18 protein-coding genes and 2 pseudogenes are annotated in these 20740 nt (G+C 42.4%); 18 read left to right on the forward strand and 2 right to left on the reverse strand.

Annotated features, from left to right (window positions below; all coding sequences use genetic code 11):
* Positions 1–40: 40 nt before the first annotated feature.
* From G4D54_04190 to G4D54_04245, 12 genes are all read left to right on the forward strand, one after another.
* A complete protein-coding gene (locus G4D54_04190) occupies positions 41–841 on the forward strand; it encodes a DeoR/GlpR transcriptional regulator (GenBank protein ID QJA01678.1) in 801 nt (266 codons plus the stop codon).
* The gene (locus tag G4D54_04195; GenBank protein QJA01679.1) at positions 807–1751 is read left to right on the forward strand and encodes a mannose-6-phosphate isomerase; all 945 of its coding nucleotides are present in this window, start codon (positions 807–809) and stop codon (positions 1749–1751) included. Before G4D54_04190 ends, G4D54_04195 begins: the two co-directional genes overlap by 35 nt.
* A gap of 533 nt (positions 1752–2284) precedes the next feature.
* Positions 2285–3148: a ketose-bisphosphate aldolase gene (locus tag G4D54_04200; GenBank protein ID QJA01680.1), complete on the forward strand. Its 864-nt coding sequence runs from the start codon at positions 2285–2287 to the stop codon at positions 3146–3148.
* A 9-nt stretch (positions 3149–3157) separates the two neighbouring features.
* On the forward strand, positions 3158–4339 hold the full coding sequence (locus tag G4D54_04205) for an iron-containing alcohol dehydrogenase (protein ID QJA01681.1): 1182 nt from the start codon (positions 3158–3160) through the stop codon (positions 4337–4339).
* Positions 4336–5142, forward strand: coding sequence for a transketolase (locus G4D54_04210; GenBank protein ID QJA01682.1), 807 nt, complete (start codon positions 4336–4338; stop codon positions 5140–5142). Before G4D54_04205 ends, G4D54_04210 begins: the two co-directional genes overlap by 4 nt.
* Positions 5139–6107: a transketolase gene (locus tag G4D54_04215; GenBank protein ID QJA01683.1), complete on the forward strand. Its 969-nt coding sequence runs from the start codon at positions 5139–5141 to the stop codon at positions 6105–6107. Before G4D54_04210 ends, G4D54_04215 begins: the two co-directional genes overlap by 4 nt.
* 131 nt (positions 6108–6238) lie before the next feature.
* Positions 6239–8956: a PRD domain-containing protein gene (locus G4D54_04220; GenBank protein QJA01684.1), complete on the forward strand. Its 2718-nt coding sequence runs from the start codon at positions 6239–6241 to the stop codon at positions 8954–8956.
* The gene (locus G4D54_04225) at positions 8957–9376 is read left to right on the forward strand and encodes a PTS fructose transporter subunit IIA (protein ID QJA01685.1); all 420 of its coding nucleotides are present in this window, start codon (positions 8957–8959) and stop codon (positions 9374–9376) included.
* Between the two features lie 12 nt (positions 9377–9388).
* A complete protein-coding gene (locus tag G4D54_04230) occupies positions 9389–9853 on the forward strand; it encodes a PTS sugar transporter subunit IIB (GenBank protein ID QJA01686.1) in 465 nt (154 codons plus the stop codon).
* A 20-nt stretch (positions 9854–9873) separates the two neighbouring features.
* Entirely contained in the window at positions 9874–10638 is a 765-nt protein-coding gene (locus G4D54_04235; GenBank protein QJA01687.1) for a PTS sugar transporter subunit IIC, read from the forward strand.
* Positions 10622–11437, forward strand: a complete 816-nt coding sequence (locus tag G4D54_04240) for a PTS system mannose/fructose/sorbose family transporter subunit IID (protein QJA01688.1) — start codon at positions 10622–10624, stop codon at positions 11435–11437. The genes G4D54_04235 and G4D54_04240 overlap by 17 nt, the downstream gene beginning before the upstream one ends.
* A gap of 8 nt (positions 11438–11445) precedes the next feature.
* Positions 11446–12090, forward strand: a complete 645-nt coding sequence (locus G4D54_04245; GenBank protein ID QJA01689.1) for an RpiB/LacA/LacB family sugar-phosphate isomerase — start codon at positions 11446–11448, stop codon at positions 12088–12090.
* Between the two features lie 430 nt (positions 12091–12520).
* Here G4D54_04245 and G4D54_04250 read toward each other — a convergent pair.
* Positions 12521–14303: pseudogene (locus tag G4D54_04250) on the reverse strand (IS1634 family transposase).
* Positions 14304–14580: 277 nt separating this feature from the next.
* On the opposite strand from G4D54_04250, the gene G4D54_04255 reads away from it, so the two are divergent.
* The 5 genes and pseudogenes from G4D54_04255 (at position 14581) to G4D54_04275 (ending at position 18572) form a co-directional block, all read left to right on the forward strand.
* Positions 14581–14808, forward strand: coding sequence for an AAA family ATPase (locus tag G4D54_04255; GenBank protein ID QJA05149.1), 228 nt, complete (start codon positions 14581–14583; stop codon positions 14806–14808).
* Positions 14766–15137: an AAA family ATPase gene (locus G4D54_04260; GenBank protein ID QJA01690.1), complete on the forward strand. Its 372-nt coding sequence runs from the start codon at positions 14766–14768 to the stop codon at positions 15135–15137. The genes G4D54_04255 and G4D54_04260 overlap by 43 nt, the downstream gene beginning before the upstream one ends.
* Positions 15089–16269, forward strand: a pseudogene (locus G4D54_04265) (AAA family ATPase). Before G4D54_04260 ends, G4D54_04265 begins: the two are co-directional and overlap by 49 nt.
* A 402-nt stretch (positions 16270–16671) precedes the next feature.
* Positions 16672–17688: an ROK family protein gene (locus G4D54_04270; GenBank protein QJA01691.1), complete on the forward strand. Its 1017-nt coding sequence runs from the start codon at positions 16672–16674 to the stop codon at positions 17686–17688.
* Positions 17685–18572, forward strand: a complete 888-nt coding sequence (locus tag G4D54_04275) for a PHP domain-containing protein (GenBank protein ID QJA01692.1) — start codon at positions 17685–17687, stop codon at positions 18570–18572. Before G4D54_04270 ends, G4D54_04275 begins: the two co-directional genes overlap by 4 nt.
* Positions 18573–18689: 117 nt before the next feature.
* On the opposite strand, the gene G4D54_04280 is transcribed toward G4D54_04275, so the two are convergent.
* A complete protein-coding gene (locus tag G4D54_04280; GenBank protein QJA01693.1) occupies positions 18690–19607 on the reverse strand; it encodes a hypothetical protein in 918 nt (305 codons plus the stop codon).
* A 691-nt stretch (positions 19608–20298) separates the two neighbouring features.
* Here G4D54_04280 and G4D54_04285 point away from each other — a divergent pair.
* Complete coding sequence (locus G4D54_04285; GenBank protein ID QJA01694.1) at positions 20299–20739, forward strand: PTS glucose transporter subunit IIA; 441 nt, start codon at positions 20299–20301, stop codon at positions 20737–20739.
* Position 20740 lies beyond the last annotated feature (1 nt).

Here is a 20740-nt window from a genome sequence, read left to right on the forward strand (position 1 = left end):
CACAAATTTTGTATACTGTCATCAGGAAGGAGAACAGCATGTGAAGATACCAACCTTTGAACGGCGTAATGAAATCATCAGAATGCTGCTGTTACAGGGCTATGTGAAAGCCCAGCTTTTGGCAGAGCAATATCAGGTAAGCATGGAAACGATCCGTAAGGACCTGACATATTTGCAGGACATCGGAATCGCCCGTAAGGAATATGGCGGGGCATCTCTCTCTCAGCAGGATATCGAGCAGAGTCTACCCATCCGTATGGAGCATGGTGCCCGGAAGCAGGAAATCGCCCGGTATGCACTTGGCTTTTTGGAGGATGCCAAAGTCATTTTTCTGGATGCCGGCACGACGGTGCATGAGCTGGCAAAGCTTCTGAATGATTATCGCCCGCTTGATATTGTGACAAACTCACTGCTCGCATGGGAAAGTCTGGATGCCGGATGTCACAATGTATTTCTCACCGGTGGAAAAAAACGGGAGAAAAACCGTTCGTTGACAGGCAGCTGGTGTGTACAGGCAATCGAATCTGTTCATGCGGATATCTGCTTTTTAGGGACAAGCGGTATTCTGGACAGAAAAGGTCCAACCACGCACTCCTATCAGGAGCTGGAGGCAAAAAAGGCCATGGTACGCCAAAGTGAACGCGTCTATGTACTGGCGGATAGTGATAAATTTCAGGAGTCAGGATTCCATACCATGTGCTTATGGGAAGAAATTGACGGTATCATCACAGATGGTTTTCTGTCCGCAAAAGCTTATAAGCAGTATGAGAAAATCGTGCCGATCTGGATGGCACAGGAGGAGGAATATGAAAAGAATCGTCAAAATTCTGCCGTTTTATGAACCACGTATGTGGGGAGGCGGTGAGCGTCTGGAAAAAGAATTCAATTATCATACAGATGTACGGCCGCTGGGAGAGGTTTATAATGTAGTCGCATTGAAGGGACATGCGGATTGTGTGGTGCCGGAAATGGATATGACGCTTTCAGAATTATACAAGCGATATCCGGACTGGTTTAACTGTGATACAGAAGAGCTTCCTGTACGTGTGAACATTCTCGATCCCATCGCTGATTTATCGGTACAGCTGCATCCGGATGATGCGTTTGCCAGAGCATATAACGGCGGCCGCGGGAAGCCGGAGGCCTGGGTTATACTGGATACCACAGAGGATGGTAAAATCCAGTTCGGCCACAAGGCGAAAACAATTGAAGAATTCAGGGAAAAAACAGAACAGCAGGATTGGGATGGCCTGTTGAAATACCTGAAGGCGGTAAAGGATGCATTCATCGACATTCCGGCAGGAACACTGCATGCGATCGGCAGTGGCGTATTAACCTATAATATTTCAAGAAATGCAGATTGCACCCTGCGTTTATACGACTATGACCGCATAGATCCCTCAACCGGAAGGAAACGTGAAATTCAGCCGGAGCAGGTATATGAAAATGTAAATATGCCGGATACCTCAACCGAGTTTGTACGATATCCGGCTTCCCTTGAACGCGGCATTCATGTGACGAGATACTGGGATGAACCGGGCTTGTACACGCTTATGCGCCTTCAGGTAGAGAGGATGGGAAGCTTTTCACATCCGCGCTTTGCATTTTATACCTGTGTAGAGGGGGAAGGAACTATACAGGGGGTACCTGTCAGAAAAGGAGAAACTCTGCTTGTTCCGGAAGGCTTGGGTATGCTGGAATTTAAAGGGAAGCTGGATGTCTTTCTGGCATCCTATCGAAATGAGGAGTAGGGTATGAAAGTACAGCTGGCTTTCAAGGCTATTCCATAGCATGTGGTACCTTAACCATGGTATGGTATCGTATGAGCAGCTTTCATCATGTAAAAGCTGACGGCAGAAGCTATACCGCTTTGATTATGCAGATACGCTTAACAGCAGCAAATCGGAAGCCATGGTCCATAGGGTCTTGACCTTTCGCTGTTTGAGATCTAATTGCTGTTAGCTTTCATCAACTGCGAAAGCAACATGTAAGGCAGTATCATAATTTGATGAGGACATTGTGATTCATTACAGTGTCTTTTTATTATGCTGTTTAGGGGAGAATCATATATCAAATCATCAGTAATTCAAATTTTTTTCAGTAACCTCCCCACTTGCTTATTCCTAATACGGATGCTTTTCGTATAGGTTAAAAAAATCGGAAAGAAGTGATAAAGCGGTGGATTACGGTGGAAATGTATGAAAACATAAAAAAATTTTTCAACAATTCTGACGCTGCTTTTTATCCTCGTTATGATGAGGTCATCAGAAAGGAGAGATGAAAAATGCTGATGAATATGGAGTGCCTGCTGAAAACAGCGAAAAAGCATCATTTTGCAGTGGGAGCATTTAATGTATGCGACAGCCTTCTGTTTTCAACAGTTATGGAATGCGCAGAAGAGCAGCATGCACCGGTAATTGTTGAACTTGCGCCACCGGAATTTTCGTATGTGGGATCGGATTTCTTCGCCTATGCTGTGAAGCGGATGCAAAACAGCAGTGTTCCCTGTGTCCTGCATCTGGATCACGGAAAGACCATACAGGATTGCATACGAGCAATACGCTGCGGCTTTACATCTGTTATGATTGACGGCTCATTATTAGCGTATGAGGACAATGTAAAACTCACAAAAACCGTTGTTGAGATTGCGCATGGTGTCGATGTGTCAGTAGAAGGGGAAATTGGAACGATTGGCGCGTTATCAGACAGCGTTGAGGGAGGCGTGGAACAGGTAACCTATACCAGACCGGAGGAGGTTACCGACTTTTTGACCAGAACGAATGCTGATACGCTTGCTGTCGCGATAGGTACTGCACACGGTATCTATCCGAAAGGATTTGTGCCGAAGCTTCGTCTGGATATTCTCGAGGCTATTGAAAAATTAAATACACGTCCTCTTGTTTTACACGGAGGCTCTGCGAATCGCGATGAGGAAATCGCAGAAGCATGCCGCCATGGGATCTGCAAGGTCAATATTGCAAGTGACTATCGCAAAGCATTTTTTCAGGGTACAAAGGAAATGCTTATAGAAACAGATGCTTTTTGGACACCTGACGTATTTGTATCTGGCAAGCGGGAGGCGAAAAGGGTAATCACTCACAAAATGCAGCTGTTCGGATGTATCGGGCAAGCCGATAAATATCGCTAAAGGTATGCTATGGAAAATTTTATTTATAAAAATCCAACAGAAATTATCTTTGGTAGGAATTGTCTGCATGCATTGAAAGATCAACTGCTAAAGCGCGGATATCGTTCTGCGCTGGTATTGTACGGAGGATCTCACTGTAAGGTTAACGGTGTATTAAAGCAAATAACAACGCAGTTGGAGTCCTGTTCCATTTCCTGCTTTGTACAAGGGGGAATACATCCCAATCCAAAGCTGTCAGAGGTCGAACAAATCGTCAAAAACGTAAAGGATGATATTGTGGATGTGGTTCTTGCACTTGGAGGCGGGTCTGTTATAGATACGGCAAAGGCAGTAGCGGTATGCTTGGCAGCACCGTCCGTAAGACTTCAGGATATCCTCTTAGGAGATCAAAAAATAAAGCGGGCGCTTGATGTAGGCGTAATATCGACCATTGCCGGTTCAGGTAGTGAATCCAGCTGTTCTATGGTGATTACCATTGATGACGGGAATCTGAAAAGAGCCTGTGATGATGAACAGCTCTATCCTGTATTCGCAATTTTGGATCCGACACTGACATTCACACTTCCGTATTATCAAATGGTAAGTGGAGCCTGCGATATCCTCATGCATGCAATGGAGCGTTATTTTTCTCCAACGGATAACACAGAATTGATTGACAGTATGTGTGAAGGTCTTATGCGTGTGGTATTATCCAGTATCGAAAAAAGCATAAAAAATCCACAGGATTATGAGGCCAGAGCTAACCTGATGTGGGCGGGCTCTTTATGCCATAACGGTTTGCTCGGGACAGGCAGAAAAGAAGATTGGGCCTGTCATCGTATGGAGCATGAGCTCAGCGGATTATTTAATGTTGTCCATGGAGCAGGCTTGTGTGCCTTATGGGGAAGCTGGGCTGCCTATGTCCGGCCATATCATCCGAAACGATTTGCTTCCTTTGCTCGTCAAGTCATGGGTATAGAGGAAGTAAATGATGATCGCTGTGGAACGCTCGGTATCCAGGCGCTTGTATCCTTCTTCAAAAGAGTGGGCATGCCAGTTTGTATCACAGATTTGAACGTGTGTATTGATGAAGCAATCATACAGACCATGGCACAAAACTGTCTCCTTCGCTCTGACAGTATCGGACAACTGAAGAGGCTGTCATTACAGGACATTAAAGCGATTTACAGAAAGGCGGGAAAGGTTGAATGAATACGTGTGAGTTGAAAGCTTTTGCGAGCAAAATACGAAGGGTAACCTGCGATATGGTTCTTTATCGCGGTGATGGTCATATCGGCGGTGCTCTTTCCATGAGTGATGCATTGGCAGTTCTGTTTGGAAATTACATGAAGGAAGAGGACTGGTTTGTTTTATCCAAGGGGCATGCGGGACCTGCTTATTATGCGGTACTGATGCTGACAGGCAGACTGGATCAAAAGCATATTCACACCTTGAATGAAAACGGCACCTTGCTTCCTTCTCATCCGGATCGCATGAAAACACCCGGTGTTCAGGTAACGACCGGCTCCCTTGGGCAGGGGATTTCTCAGGCTGCCGGAATTGCTTATGCGTTAAAGACAATGGAGAGAGAAGGATATGTGTTTTGTATAGTAGGGGATGGTGAATGCAATGAGGGTGAGGTGTTTGAAGCGTTGCAGTTCATCGCAAATAAACGATTGAATAACTGTATTGTTATGGTTGACTGTAATAAGAAGCAGGTAGACGGCTTGCTGCGAAAGGTCAGCTGTGACTTTGATTTTCCTTCCTTGTTTCAAAGTATCGGTTTTCATGTGTGTGAAGTGGATGGGAATGCAGTGGAGGATGTTGATCGAAAGCTTTCCGAATGCATAAAAAGAAAGGGGCAGGCAAGTGCGCTCTTATTAAACACGGTTAAGGGAGCCGGTATTCCCTACTTTGAACAGCAGGAGAATCCACACCATGTGACATTTAATGAAGCAGATAAGCAGGCGCTTCAGGACTATATCATTCAGACAGGAAAGGAGCTGAACATATGAGCTGGCAGCTGGCAGAGAATCATGAAATCAGTGAGGTTAGAAAAGCATATGGACAAACATTGGAACAGATGATTTTGAATGGCAGGCCTATTATGGTTTGTGACGCGGATCTGGCAGGATCGTCCGGCGCCGGATATCTGTACGATAAATATCCAAAGCATACTGTTAATTTCGGCATCTGTGAAGCAAATATGATAGCAGCTGCTGCAGCGATGTCACGCATTGGAATACGCCCCTATGTCCATTCCTTTGCACCCTTTGTATCCAGACGAGTTGCGGATCAGGTATGTATCTCTGCTGCATTCGCCAAGCAGGATCTTCACATTTATGCATCAGATCCCGGTTACTGGTCGTTGTACAATGGGGCAACACATACCACCTTTGAGGATATTGCTATGATGCGTGCAATTCCGTCAGTTCATGTTGTAGCACCGGCAGACAGTGTTGCATTTTCCTGGGTTCTGAAATGGTATGAGCAGAATGGCGGAATCGTTTATAACCGCTGTACAAGAAAACCGGTGCCGTCTATATACGCAAAGGGCTCTTCCTTTACATTCGGAAAGGCTAATATCTTAAAAACAGGTTCAGATGTTGCGCTCATCGCCATCGGTGCCGGTGTCTATGATGCATTAGAAAGTGCAAAGCAGCTGGAGGAACAGGGAATATCAACAAGTGTGATTGATCTGTTCTTCATAAAGCCGGTAGATGAAACAGTTCTTCAAAATGTGATACAGACGCATAAGGTTATTGTCACAATCGAGAACCATAGCCGATATGGAGGTATCGGGGAGCTGGTAGCTGATGTCATGGCACAGCAGAAAACGTCTGCACTGCTTCGTCATATTTCCGTTGATGATCAATTCGGTGAAGTAGGAACAAAAGAATATTTAAAAGAGAAATTCCACCTGACCAGTACGGATATCGTGAACAAGGCTCTGGATGGTTTGGAAAAATATGGCAGCTGAGGAGTGAAAAAAAGTGTTTGCATAAAGAAAAGATCAGGCTTTAGTGTTTAAATTTTCAACAATGTTGTGCACTGCTTTTATCTCTTTTATAATCTAAATAACAGTATCAGATATTGAAGGGAGTAATGCAAATGACAATCAGCACAAAAAATGAAATTCTGGAATATCTTCTTTCAAAGAAGGTGGAGTTGGATTTAAGGAATATCGAGGAGTTTTCTGCTCATATTTTGAGCAATGAGCTTCATATCAGCCGATCTCTGGCAAGCCAGTATCTCAATGGCTTTGTAAAGGAAGGGCTTCTTGTGAAAATTGCTACACGACCTGTGTATTTTCTTTCCAGAAAAAACATTGAGGAACAGTTTCAGGTGCAATTTAAAGAAAGTATGTTTTACAGCGTTGAGGATTTTCTGGATACGTTGTCTAAAAAAACATGTATTAAGCGTAATTTTATGAAAATGATCGGATATGACACTTCTCTTCATACTGTGATAGATCAGTTGAAATCCGCATTAAAATATCCTCCAAATGGTCTTCCGGTGATTCTTTATGGAGAAAAAGGCAGTGGGAAATCGCTTATGTGTCAGAAGATGTTTGAGTATGGACAGGATGCAGGGATTATTCCGGAACAGGCGCTGCTGCAGAAATATAAGGTCCTTGAACAGGATATGCAGCTGGCAGAACAGCTGTTGGGAACAGAGATCAAAAAAGGGCTGCTGGAGCAATGCGAAGGCGGTATTCTCTACCTTACTCAAGCGCAGAATCTGAGCAAGCATGATCAGCAGCTCCTCATGCGTATTCTGGAGGATGGAGGCTTTATTCGTGGAGGAAACCGTATCACGCTTCGTGCAAGAATCATCCTTTCACTGGATGAGGATTATCAGAAATATCTGGATTATGACCTGATTCAATGCTTCCCGATCATTTGCCGGATGCCGAATTTGGATGAGCGCTATCAGGATGATAAGGAAGAGCTTATCATACATTTCTTTAAGCTGCAGTCATGGAAGCTGGGAAGATATCTGTTTGTCAGTAAAAATCTGATTCATATACTTCTGACTAGAACCTATAAACGCAATATAGATGAATTAAAACGTACGGTAGAAGATGTATGTGCACGTGCAAACAGTGAGGAAGAAACAACCGAGCAGCTGTATATCCGCATGTATCAGCTTCCGGATTCCATTTTAATGGATTTAGGTGAACAGGACTATATGGAGGAACAGGTGGAGTATGTGGATATTTCCTCCTATAAACGAAATGAAGAATCAAGAAAGCTGCTGGAGCTGTTTGAAACTATATTAAATCGTGTTCCAAAGGATGAAGCGACTTCTATGATATCGTATGTTAAGGAGCTGAATGGTGTATTGACACAATACTGCAGTGCAATCGCATATAACGAGAAATATACGAATCAGCAGATTCTTGCGTTAGAGCATACGATTCGTAATATTTTGAACCGCGTTCTTACCACGTACAACGTTTCGATTCCATATCACTGCAGCCCGCTGTTTGCGGCTTGTATTTATGGCAGGCAGTCCCATAACAGGATACTTGAGGAATGGAAACAGGAGCATGCCTATGAAATCAGCAAATGTCTGAGTCTGTTGGAAAAGCAGTATCCTCAGGGGTATCTGATCAGTGAAAAGCTGAGCTATGCACTGCTTGCGAATCTGGAATTAGGGTTTGATGATATGGAAAAAATCATTCTCATGATTCATCTCGGATTTTATCATGAGCATGCCCATCAGAATAAATACCTGTCCATTATAATCGCACATGGCTATTCCACTGCCAGCAGCATGGCCGAGGCTATAAATTCTCTGCTGGGCAGCTATCTGTTTGAAGCCTTTGATATGCCTCTGGATACCTCCATGCCGGATATTGCGGACCGCCTGAAACGTTATATTGATCGCTATACAATAAAAAATGATATCCTTTTGCTTGTGGACATGGGATCACTGGAGCATATTGATGAGCAGCTGACTATGATAGACAATAAGAACATCGGCATTATCAATAATGTATCGACAAGACTTGCTCTGGATATCGGAGAATCTATACTGCAGGGAGCGGATATGGAGTCATTATTAAGGAACGCGGCAGAGCATTCTACAAGTACCTATACACTTGTAGAAAATAAGCAGAAAAAGGATCTGATAATTTTCATATCGGATAATGGAATCAAAATGGCGAACCGCATGCGGGAATTATTCGCGGATTCATTGCCGAAGGCGATTGATATCGAAATGCTTTCTATCGATTTATTGGATTTCAGAAATGAAGACTATATGAATGAAATTGCAAAGGAATATGATATTCTATTTGTATCCGGTATCTGTTCCAGCATTGATTGTCCGAAGCAGTTTATATCACTGGAGGATTTGATTACCTCTAATCAGCTGGATTATCTGAGAACCTTGCTTAATAAATATTTGACGATTGAAGATATAGATACATTTACGAGAAATCTAATCCATAATTTCTCACTTGGCAATGCATTGGATACCTTATCTATTCTGGATGCAAAAAAGCTGCTGGAGTTTGTAGAGGGTGCTGTCAATCAAATGCAGCTGCAATTGGACCGCCGCTTCTATGGAAATACGCTAGCTGGATTGTATATTCATCTATGCTGTATGATTGAACGTCTGGTAACAAAAGAACCCATTACCAATCACGAGGGTTTGCAGCAATTTGAGAAAGAAAACAGAAAGTTCATAGAGATAGTAAGAAGAAGCTTCACAAAGGTATGCAGCCATTATGGCGTAGAGCTATCTATGAGCGAAATATCCTATTTATATGATTATATCAAAGAAGACAAACTGCATGGAACGCAAGAGGGGGATTTCTAAATGAAAACAAAAATTATTATCGCAAGTCATGGAAGATTTGCAGAAGGTATTATGGATAGTCTTAAAATGATTGCGGGAGAGCAGGACCATGTAGAACCGCTTTGTGCTTATATTGATCGTAGCGTTGACTACAGCGCACACATACGACAGCTGGTAGCTGATCATGATTATGAAAAGCAGGCGCTTCTGGTTATCACAGACTTGTTGGGAGGTAGTGTGAATAACGAATTCATGCGTTTTACAGAGGATTATCCGTTTTATCTGGTTTCCGGATTAAATCTCAGTCTGCTGCTGGAATTAGCACTGTATCCGGACGAATTAAAATCAGATACGATTCAGAAAATCGTAGAGCATAACAGTGATTATATAGTATTCTGCAGTGGAGACACTTTACACCTGCAGGAAGAAAACGATTTTTAGGAGGATGAACATATGATTAAAATGCTTCGTGTTGATCACAGACTTCTGCATGGACAGGTAGCCTTTTCCTGGACCGGGTATCTCGGGGTCAACTGCATATTGATTGCGAATGATGATTGTGTAACCAATGATCTGCGCAGAACAACGCTTCGCCTCGCCAAGCCATCCAGCTGTAAGCTGATTGTAAAAGGCATCGAGGAATCCATCGCGGCATTAAACAGCGGGAAAGCAGATAAATACAATCTGTTTATTGTTGTGGATAATGTAACGGATGCCTATCGTCTTGCCAGTGAGGTGGACCGTATCCATATCGTCAACATTGGAGGTCTGAAAGCAGGAGAGCATACACATCCGCATCCCTCCAATCATAATATCAATTTTACAGATGAAGAGGAAATGATGCTTCGGGAGCTGGTCGATAAGAATATTGATGTAGAGCTTCGTATGGTTCCCAGTGATCCCGTTAAGCGACTTTAAATGAAAGAGAGGAATGAAGTATGATACAAGCAGCATTGATAGCACTGATAGCTTTTCTTGCCTATATGGGAGATGCTCTAGGATATTCACAATATGACCGTCCGCTTTGTACCGGCGTACTGGTTGGTATCGCATTGAATGATGTACAGCAGGGACTAATGGTGGGGGCCAGTCTGGAATTGGTCTACATGGGGACATTGACAATCGGTGGAGCATTTCCACCCGATATTTACACCGGTGGAATCCTGGGTACGGCATTTGCAATAACCACAGGCTCCGGTATCGAGGGGGCAGTTGCCCTTTCCCTTCCGATTGCAACCTTCGCCTTGCTGATAAAACAGGTTATTTATACGTTTGTAAGAGGATTCTTTGTACACCGTGCAGACAGCTATGCATTACAGGGGAATGACTCCAAGGTAGCTGCCATGCATGTATGGTCAACTTTGGCATACTGTGTGCCGATGGCAATTGTAGTCGGAATTTGTTTCTATGTCGGAGGTCCTGCAGTTCAGGCAGTGCTTGATCAGATACCGGCATTCATTATGAAGGGATTGTCAGCTGCAAGTGGCATGCTGCCTGCCCTTGGCTTTGCCATGCTGGTGAAAATGATTATCAGTAAGGAGCTGGCTCCATATTTCTTTATCGGCTTTCTGATTGCCAGCTATCTGCAGATTCCTGTGCTTGGTATTGCATGCATCGCGATTTTAATTGCTCTGCTGGTTATTATGAATGATCGTAAGAAAAACAATGTGGAGATGGGAGGTATGGATGATAATGAATTCTAATTCTGTAGAGAAGAAGCTGACAAAAAAAGATTTAAAGCAGGTGTTTGTTCGTTCAATAGCGTATAATTCATCGTTTAATTACGAAAGGCAGTTAAATCTGGGATGGGCATTCTCCCTTATGCCGGTATTGCGCAAGCTATATAAAGATGATGAGGAACAAATGAAAGCAGCATTGGCCCGTCATTTGGAGTTTAACAATATTACCCCATTTATCTGTACAGTACTATTTGGTATAACTGCGGCGATGGAAGAACAGAATGCGAATGATAGGGACTTTGATACTGAATCCATCAATGCTGTTAAGGTAGGACTGATGGGGCCGCTTTCGGCAATCGGTGATTCAATCTTTCTTGGAACACTGCGTGTAATAGCCGCAAGTCTGGGCTGTTCTCTGGCATTGAAGGGCAATATCTTGGGACCCATCATCTATCTGCTTATCTTCAATATTCCGAATTTTGCATCTCGTTATTTTCTGATGTACAAGGGGTATGAGCTGGGAACCAGCTTTCTGAATAAGGTAGAGGAATCCGGCATCATGGATAAGATTTTCAAGGGAGCCGGTATTCTGGGATTGATGGTTATAGGCGGAATGGTCGCAACCAATGTCAGTGTTCCCCTGACGGTAGCTTACGACGATGTGAAAATTCTGGACACCATTAACGGCGTTATGCCTAATCTTCTACCACTATGCTTTACCGGACTGATCTTCTATTTCCTGAAAAAGGATTTTAAGGTAACCTATATTCTGGCTGGTATCATCCTGTTTGGTATCCTTGGTGCCGCCATTTCGATGTTTTAGGAGGTTGTATGAAAATAGGATTGATAAATGAAGATTCACAGGCAGATAAGAATGCCATGATATTTGATATTCTGAAGCAGGAAGCAGAGAAAAAAGGACATACGGTATTCAATTACGGTATGTATACGGAACAGGATAGTCATCAGATTAATTTTACGCAGATAGGTATTCTTGCAGCGGTTCTATTGCACAGCCACGCAGTAGATTTTGTCGTGACGGGCTGCGGAACAGGGCAAGGAGCTATGATTTCCTGTAATGCGTTCGCTGATGTTGTTTGCGGCTATGTCAATACACCACTTGATGCGTATTTGTTTACCCAGGTGAATGCGGGAAATGCGGTATCTTTGCCATTCTCCCAGTATTTTGGATGGGGTGCTGAAATCAATCTGAAGTATGTGTTCGAAAAATTATTTGCACAGGAATTCGGTGGTGGCTATCCGCAATGCTATGCAGAAGGTGAAAAACGTAGCAGAGCACGTATGATGAATGAAACAAAGCTGCCTGCCCAGTATGCATTGCTGGAAGCATTACAGCGAACAGATCAGGAATTGCTGAAGCAGCTTCTTGATTATCCACAATTTCAGGAGCAGTTTTTCAGAAATGCAGAGGATACACCTGTTACACGATTCATAAAAAACCTGTTACATCCATAGGTTTAAATGAAAAACATATAATATAAAATGCCATGTAAATTCAGGACAGAAAATTGTAGCTGATAATAATTAAAATGCGAAGGAAAAGCAGCCATTTATAAGGGAGGTTCTTTCTTGCTTTAGGGTGTTTGCAAAAGGGAGACTTCAACTTCTATTGATAACTATAATAGTATGGAAGTCTCCCTGTTTCAAGTTTACCTGCAATCAAGAAAGAACCATAAGGAACCGGCTGCTTTTCGCTTTGCTATGAAAGCAGCCCGCATGGATTCTCATAGGGAACAAAGAACAACCTATCATGATAAATCTTGCATTGGAAATCAGAATTCTATATTTCTTCATTCGCTGGTTTCTATAAACTTAGAAATGCGATATAATCCCGTCTTTGACAGTTTAAGGAAAAAATAACTCAAGAAAACCCTTTAGTTAAGGGTTAATCTTGAGTTTTTGGTTTTGCAGGGGAATATAGTAATTGATTGGCAATTTTAGACTCATGAATGATACTTCTCATTTTAGCCTTCTTGATAATCTGAGTATCTGTACGGAAACCAAATAATTCATGAAGGTCATCCGTCAAATCTGTTCTTTTATAAATTGGAATGTAGCCATATGCGTCAAGTGCACATACATCCATGCTTCTCAGTGTATCTATGATATTCTCTGTTGTATATTTCTTGTCCAGTTTGAATTCCAGAATCCTATATATCAGCAATGACAGAAAGCAGATTAGGAAATGGGCCTTTATCCTGTCTTCTCTCTGCAGGTATACAGGTCGTGCTTCAAAGTCCGTCTTCATTATTCTGAAACATTCTTCGATCTGCCATCTTCTCTCATTGATAGCGATGATCTCAGATACATCTCCCTCTATATCTGTCGTTACTGCATAGAACCCATCATACATCGCCTCTTTATCTATGGCTGCCTGATCGAGCTGACAATATTCTTCTTCTGCCACCTCACCATCCGCAGTGATCGCAGTCTTTTTTATAAATCTGGCCGGATCATTAGGATTACGTCTATTCTTCTTAAACTTTTTTCCATTATCATTGATCATCTTCATAGCACGTTCGATCTGTCCCTGTCTAATCTTTGCTTGATAAGCCTTATATTTAGGCGAATACGTTACGATCATCGTTTCTGATAACTTCTTTGACTCGATTGGGACTTCTTTATAGTAAATGGATCTGTATACTTCGGGATCGTTTTCATCCAGTTCTCTGAGATCGATGAACTTTTCGCTCCCCAGCTTTCTGTATTGTTTCGGATCAAGTGCTGTGATACGATCCTCTTTCTTTAATTTCTTCAATGACTGTGTGACGACATACGATCTACCACCCATATCATTGAACAATTTGTTATTCTGTGATCCAAGTCCGCTATCAGAACAATAGATGAATTCAGAACAGTCAAAATCACGTATGACCTTCTGCTCAAGAGGCTTCAATGTTTTCTGTTCATTCTGTTTGCCAGGATGTAGGTCGAAAGCAAGCGGGAAGCCATCAGCATCCATAAAAAGTCCCATGCCTATGATTGGATTAGGCCGATTCTCCTTACTTTTACCATATGTCTTACTACCACTCTCCTGTTCTATTTCAAAATAATAGTTTGTACAGTCATAATAAAGGATCTTGGTATTCCGTTTATGAAGGAAATGTGAATTACGATAGATCTCAGCCTGGATATAATCTGATTCATCGGCAATAACAGAAAGGGCGCGATAGACGTTTTTGGAGAATGTATTTGGGCTGTTCCAGGAGCGTCTGAGCAAAAGCGTAAGAGTTTTTTCTTACTGGAAGGATGAAGGATCCGTGCAAAAAGCAAATCGGAAAAAAATATCATAAAGATTGTATTCATACTGATGGCGTCTTTTGATATTACGGCAGATATTATCAAAGCGGAGAGAAGAAATGATAGATTGAAGGAAAAAGGTATCCGCAGTTAAAAGAGCGCTGCTCATTTTTAGGGATATAGTGCGTAGGAGATAGGAGAACGGAAACGGCTTGATTTTCCTTATTGTAGTCATCAGTAGCAATACGAGCCTGTTCTTTAGCCCATGCCATGACACCATCGCGGTCAGTAGAGAGCAAAAGGGAAAGTTCAGCCAAAGTGCCAAGCCGTTTATGAACTCTGGAAGTATTTTTGCCGTTCTTATCAACAAAAGAATGACAGATATAAAAAGTTTCAGAGGATTTAGATCGAGTAGTAGTAACTTTCATATACATCACCTATACAAATTATATCATATATTACCAATAATTACCATATAATAAAGCTAAAAATTTGACAAAATAACATAAAGAAAAGCCTATGATAAAAGGCTTTAGAAGCTATTAGCTATGAATAGACTGTCAAAGACCCGGATTCTCATAGGGAACAAAGAACAACCTATCATGATAAATCTTGCATTGGAAATCAGAATTCTATATTTCTTCATTCGCTGGTTTCTATAAACTTAGAAATGCGATATAATAGGAAGAGAAAGTGAGTGATATAATGAAAAAAGGAATTCCGTTAGGAATCATGAATTACAGAGAATTGAAAGAAAAAAATTATTATGTAGTTGATAAAAGTCTTCTGATTCAGGAATTTCTTGAGCGGATGGCAAAAGCCACGTTGGTTACACGGCCCCGCCGATTCGGTAAAACACTCAATATGAGCAGGCGCTGCCCGCCCATGGCGTGCTTGCAGAATTCTTCGATATCACAAAGAATTCAAAAGTAATTTTTGCAGATACTGCTATTATGAAAACAAAGTACGCAGAACATATGAACAGCTACCCGACAATATTTCTTTCATTTGCAGATGCAAAGGATAGTAAAAACCGGATTGTTGCATGCGTGAAAGAACAACTGCTTAAGGTGTATGATCAATACTCCTTTACATTGGAAAATTTGAGCATCTTTGAAAAGCCCCAATTTGATTCTATTTTGAAGGGACTGTCAAATTTGGATGATGGAAATCTGGAGACCGTTGATCGCGCCATCAGTTTTCTTATGACAAGGTGTCATCAATACTATGGAAAGCGGGTCATGCTTTTTATAGACGAATAGGCGCTGCCCGCCCAAGGCGTGACACGCCTTTTATAGAAGCTCATACAGGAGGTTTTTATGAAGATGTACGCGGGGCGTTTGCTGCTTTGCTTCATACCTCACTGAAATCCAGCGATGATTTGGAATATGCTATGATTACCGGGATACAGCGTGTTGCGAAGGAGAACGTTTTTAGTGATTTGAATAATATATTTGTATGCACAGTGAAGGATGCTGATTATGCAAGCTATTTTGGATTTACAGAGAATGAAGTTAAGAAGATGCTTGTTGATAACGGGATGGAGTATACAGCTGATGTAAAGGAAATGTATGACGGATATAACATAGGAGGCATCGACATCTACACTGCTAGTGGGCAGAGCCTAATCCATGGTCAATTGTGAACTATGTATGCAAGAAGGTATTGGCTCCCTACTGGATCAATACCAGTTCCAATACAATGATCAAAGAAGCAATGCAAAGCTGTGAACAGGATTTTAAGGATGATTATGAGAAACTTATCAAAACCGGTACAGTAGAAACATTGGTGAATTTTGAAACCTCCTTTTATGAATTGAAAAATACATCCAGCTTGTGGGGACTATTTGTCAATGTGGGATACTTAACTGTACATAAGACTTTGGATGTACTTGAGGACATGTACTCCTTACGGATTCCCAATAATGAGGTCGCAAGAGAATTTCAATCACTGACGGTGTTTTTTCTGAATGTGGATGAAACCACGGTGGCAAAAATGTTTCAGGCACTAAAAACACAGAACTGGGATGAATTTTTGAAGAATTATCAGAAAATGCTGCTGGAGTCTGTCAGCTATTATGATTTAAGAAATGAGAATTCATACCACTCACTGCTTTTAGGTATGTGTATGTGGCTGCGAAACGATTATGAAATCGTCAGTAACAGGGAAAGCGGAGAAGGACGTTTTGATATTTTGCTCAACAGTAAAAACAATGCTCTGCCATCTATGCTGTTTGAATTGAAATACACGAAGGATGAGAGCGTGAATCTGGAAGCATTAGCTGAAGCGGGTATGGAACAGATGAAAAAGAAAAAATATGGTATCGGTTTGGAGAACTGTGTTTATATCGCCTTGGCACATTGTGGAAAACGTGTTTCCATGAGCAGAGAATAAGATAATGAAAAGAAGTTTCGAGACGATTGTGTTTATGAAATAATCACAATCCACAAAGAAACTTCTTTTTATCTGTCGAGCTAAACGAGTGCCGCGGATTTAAATTATTGTACAGATACCATAGGACAGGCGATACCTGCTTCAGCAGTTTCATAGTCTGCGGATTTCATCTTTTCACTTCGCATATTTTCTCATGCTTTTGCAAGGTCAGACACGAATTGATATCAAACGCAAAGAGCCTTTGTATTTTCAATTATGAATCTTCATATTCAAAGTGAATTTCTAGCTATCGTATGATGGTTTAATTCCATATTTTACACAGCAGGCAGTTGACATTTTATGCAGCTTCCTGTACGATATAGGTGACTTAATAAAGAATCTTTAAAAAGAGGCGGTGATTTATTGGCTTGGAATCCCATACAGATGAAACAGGAGAATCTATCTGTTTTACGAAACGTATTTCTCAAGCAGCACAGTGCGACAAAGCCACAGCTGGCAAAGCTGAGTGGTTTAAGCGTTGTGACTGTTAATTCTTTGATCCATGAGCTTTTGGAAACCGGTGAAGTAATACAAAAGCAGATGCTTCCATCCGGTGGAGGACGACCCGCCCTGCAGTATCAGTACAATGGCCGTTATAAAATGGCATTAACAGCGTATATGTATGTTCAAGAGGGAAGAGAGCGGTTATTTCTGGAGGTTCAGGACTTATTTCAAAACATGGTAGCATCCGATGCCTATGAGATAGCGGATATGGATATTGATATGCTGGAGCATGCCATTTCAAGGTGGATGAAACAGTATCCGACAATTTCAGTTATGGTCTTCGGTATTCCCGGTACGGAGTATCAGGGAAAGCTGAAGGTTATGGATTATGCAATCTTCCAATCACAGGAGCTGTTCGCAAGACTGCGCAGCACCTATCAGATGCCTGTGCTTATAGAAAATGATATCAATGCGGCTTTATTTGGTTACTGTCAGCGGCAGAATATACGTCAGGAATGTACAGCGGGTCTGTATTTTCCAAAAAAGTATCCGCCGGGTTCGGCACTCTATATCCGCGGAGATATTTATCGCGGCGCGAATCACATGGTAGGTGAGCTTGACCAGCTGCCACTGGGCGTTGATTGGAGAGAACAGAATATCAGTGATGAGCAGCAGCTGCGTAACATGGATTTGCTTATACAAAGCATCGCCTGTATGTATGATCCGCATGCGCTTCTGATTTATTGTGACACAATGGATGAGGCACTGCTGAAGAAGCTGATTACTATCATGAAGACAGAGTGGAAGGTGCTGACGCCTCCAACGATGATCTTACGTAGCAGTATCCACGAGGATTTCTCACTGGGCGTCAGAGAAATAGCCGCAAGAGAGCTTTTTGATCAGATCATACGGAAAGAAAGAGGTACTTCATTATGAAAAAACTGGATCTGCATATGCATTCCAAATATAGCGACGATGGGCAGTATGAACCCATAGAATTATTGAAAATGTGCAAAGCTGCCGGTCTGGATATGATGGCCATTGCCGATCATAACAGTGTAAGAGGAAGCCGGATTGCACTTCGCCATCAGCAGGAATATGGAATCACCTGTATACCTGCAATTGAAATAGATGCTGTATCACAGGATGTCGGCTATCATATTTTAGGATATGGAATTGATGTTCATAATCCTGTATTTGATGAAATTGAGGAGCATGCGGCTTCTCAGGAACGCGAGGCAAGCAAGCGCCGCCGCCAGCTGGTACGGGACATGGGGATCGCCTTTGATGAAAAGCGTATTCAGGAATTAAGTCCCGGCGGTATCACGACCGGTGAGGCGATTGGAGAAGCTGCTATGGAGTATGATGTGGAAAAGAAAAACCCGCTTCTGCAGCCGTATTATCCAGGGGGGGAACGCAGCGATAATCCTTTTGTGAATTTTTACTGGGATATATGCGCACCTGGGAAGCCGGCCTATGTGGAAATCTTCTATCCGAGTGTCAGCGCCATCGTGGAGCTGCTTCACCAGCAAAATGCATTGGCCATTGTGGCACATCCCGGGATGAATGCCAAAGAACAGATGGATCGCATACATGATCTGCTTCAACTCGGTGTTGACGGGTTTGAGGTGTTCAGCTCCTATCACAGTGAACAGCAGACACAGTTTTATTATGATCTGGCAAAGAGCCACGGCTTGTATATGACCTACGGAAGTGACTTCCACGGGAAGACGAAGCCTGCAGTTCACATTGGTATGTGCAGCATGGAGGAAAAAGAAAATACATGTCTGGTGCGTAAGCTGGAAACACTGCGCATATGAGAAAAAGCTGCGGTTATGCTCTCAACCGCAGCTTTTTCCATGGAAATGTCCTGACGAATGCCGCTTTTTTACGTATAATGCAGGCAGAACCAAGGCGTTCATTCTCTCATAATATCATTAGATGTCAATACCTGCACGTACCAGTCCGCCCTGTGAAAAGTGCCAGCTTTTGATATGTCTGCCCTTGCTCAGAAGTGTCACGAAAGCCTCACCCCTCAGGGTTTCCTGTATCCTTCCCTGCATGGCTCCCTGTTTCGGTGAAGCAAGCGTGTGTCCCTTTTCACCAAACAAGCGTATGCGCAGCTCCAGAGGATATTGCTTCAGCACGATTTGCTGGTTTTTCCTGTCCTCTGTGGCACGACACCCCAGATAGGTCGCAAAGCACAGCTGTTTTTCATGAACCATCAATACGCAGATACAGCCCTGAAAGGAGCCGGTGAGAAATGGAATATGTGCCAGAGAAAAGAAAAAGCAGGAAGCAGTGTCCTCACAGTTGTTTGACTGAAACCAGGCATAAGCGGAGGGAAACGAGGTACCGCGGTCCTTCTCCATATAGCCGCTGCCATGAATCTGAAAGCAGCGATTGTTCAGTCGGATTGTTCCGCTGACGGTGTGACGCAGAGAAATGATGGAATGCACACATTCCATAGACACATAGGAAAACGGACCCATAATGGTCGGTGCATACGGGGAAGTATGCAGCGGTGTTAAGGAGCTGTGCAGCAGATCCGCCTGCAGCTGCGACAGGCGCAGTGTTACGGAATTCATAGACAGCCGGTTTCCTCTGATGTTAAGCACAAACGGATGCTGCTGTATGGTTACAGCCTTCCATGGATACTCCACATAGCGGCTTTTCTTCGTATGGGTGTCAAGAAACTGAATAAATGCGCTTTTCTTAGCATTGCTGATCTGTAATCCGAAGATGATTGCAAAGCTGATTTCTTTGGTTTGAACACGTACATACCAGCCCTCAAACCAGGGCTTGTTTCCCTTTGGCAGATGCAGTGCGAATTCCTGTTCAAGTGATGATTTCATAAGCAGCCTCCCATGTCCATTCGTATATCGCATGGAATATTGTATGTAGGAAGGATGCTTCCTATACCCATGGATTCTTCTTTACGCAAGGAACTGTTTTTGAAAGATGCTTTTCAACTTTCTACAATAATAAAGAAACTGAGATCAGGGGGATGAACACTTTCATATCTCAGGCTGAACACAGGCTGTAATCTTTTTCTGAAGGAACAGTTAGATGTTCTGCCGGCTTCTTGCTAATGTAAAAGCGGTAAAAGTAAGAAGCTGTAATTCATCCATCTATCTAGTAGAATCCAGCTTGGATAAGGACAAAATAATATCGTATGGCAGTAATCTCATAGATTAAGAGTCCCCTTTATAGTAGCCTTGATTGATTTATTCTCCGCTGAATCGTAATCAATCATAAAAAAATGTTAAAAATATACAAAAAAATGGTATTGACAACGCTTTCAGCGTGGTGCTATACTGTAGGTGCGGATAAAGAAATGACTGGATTGTAATTCTTAACTTGATTTTAGGAAGCAAGACCTATCAGTAAATCCAAATTTTTGGTATGATAACGTCTTGCTTTTTTGTGTCTTATAAACATAAGCGAAATGAGCGGGATGTGCAGAAACGGATACTGTTAAAACACAGTGCTTCATACATAAAGGTGAGGCTGTGAATTAAACAAGGAAAACAGGAGGGAAAGAAAATGGAAGTTTTATGTAGTCCGGTGAATGGCAAAGCTACTATGCTGGAGAATGTACATGATGAAATGTTCTCGGAAAAAATGCTGGGAGACGGTATCGCAGTGATACCGGATGAGAATGAATTGAGGAGTCCTGTGGAGGGAACGGTAACCATGATTTATGAAACACAGCATGCAATCGGTATTCAGACAGATTTGGGAACCGATATTCTGATACATATCGGTATTGACACCGTGCAGCTGCACGGGGTACCGTTTCAAACAAAAGCAAAGGTTGGAGATCGGGTTAAGCAGGGAGATTTGCTGACCATCGTAGACTGGGATATGATAAGAAATAAAAACATGGATGTTATTGTGCCAATTATTGTAACAAATAAAAGGGTTGATCAAATGAAAACAAATGGGGATATCAGAGTGGGGGAGCCTTTGTTTGAGATAGTGTAAG

It is taken from the genome of [Clostridium] innocuum (genome assembly GCA_012317185.1).
Taxonomy (GTDB): Bacteria; Bacillota_I; Bacilli_A; order Erysipelotrichales; family Erysipelotrichaceae; genus Clostridium_AQ; species Clostridium_AQ innocuum.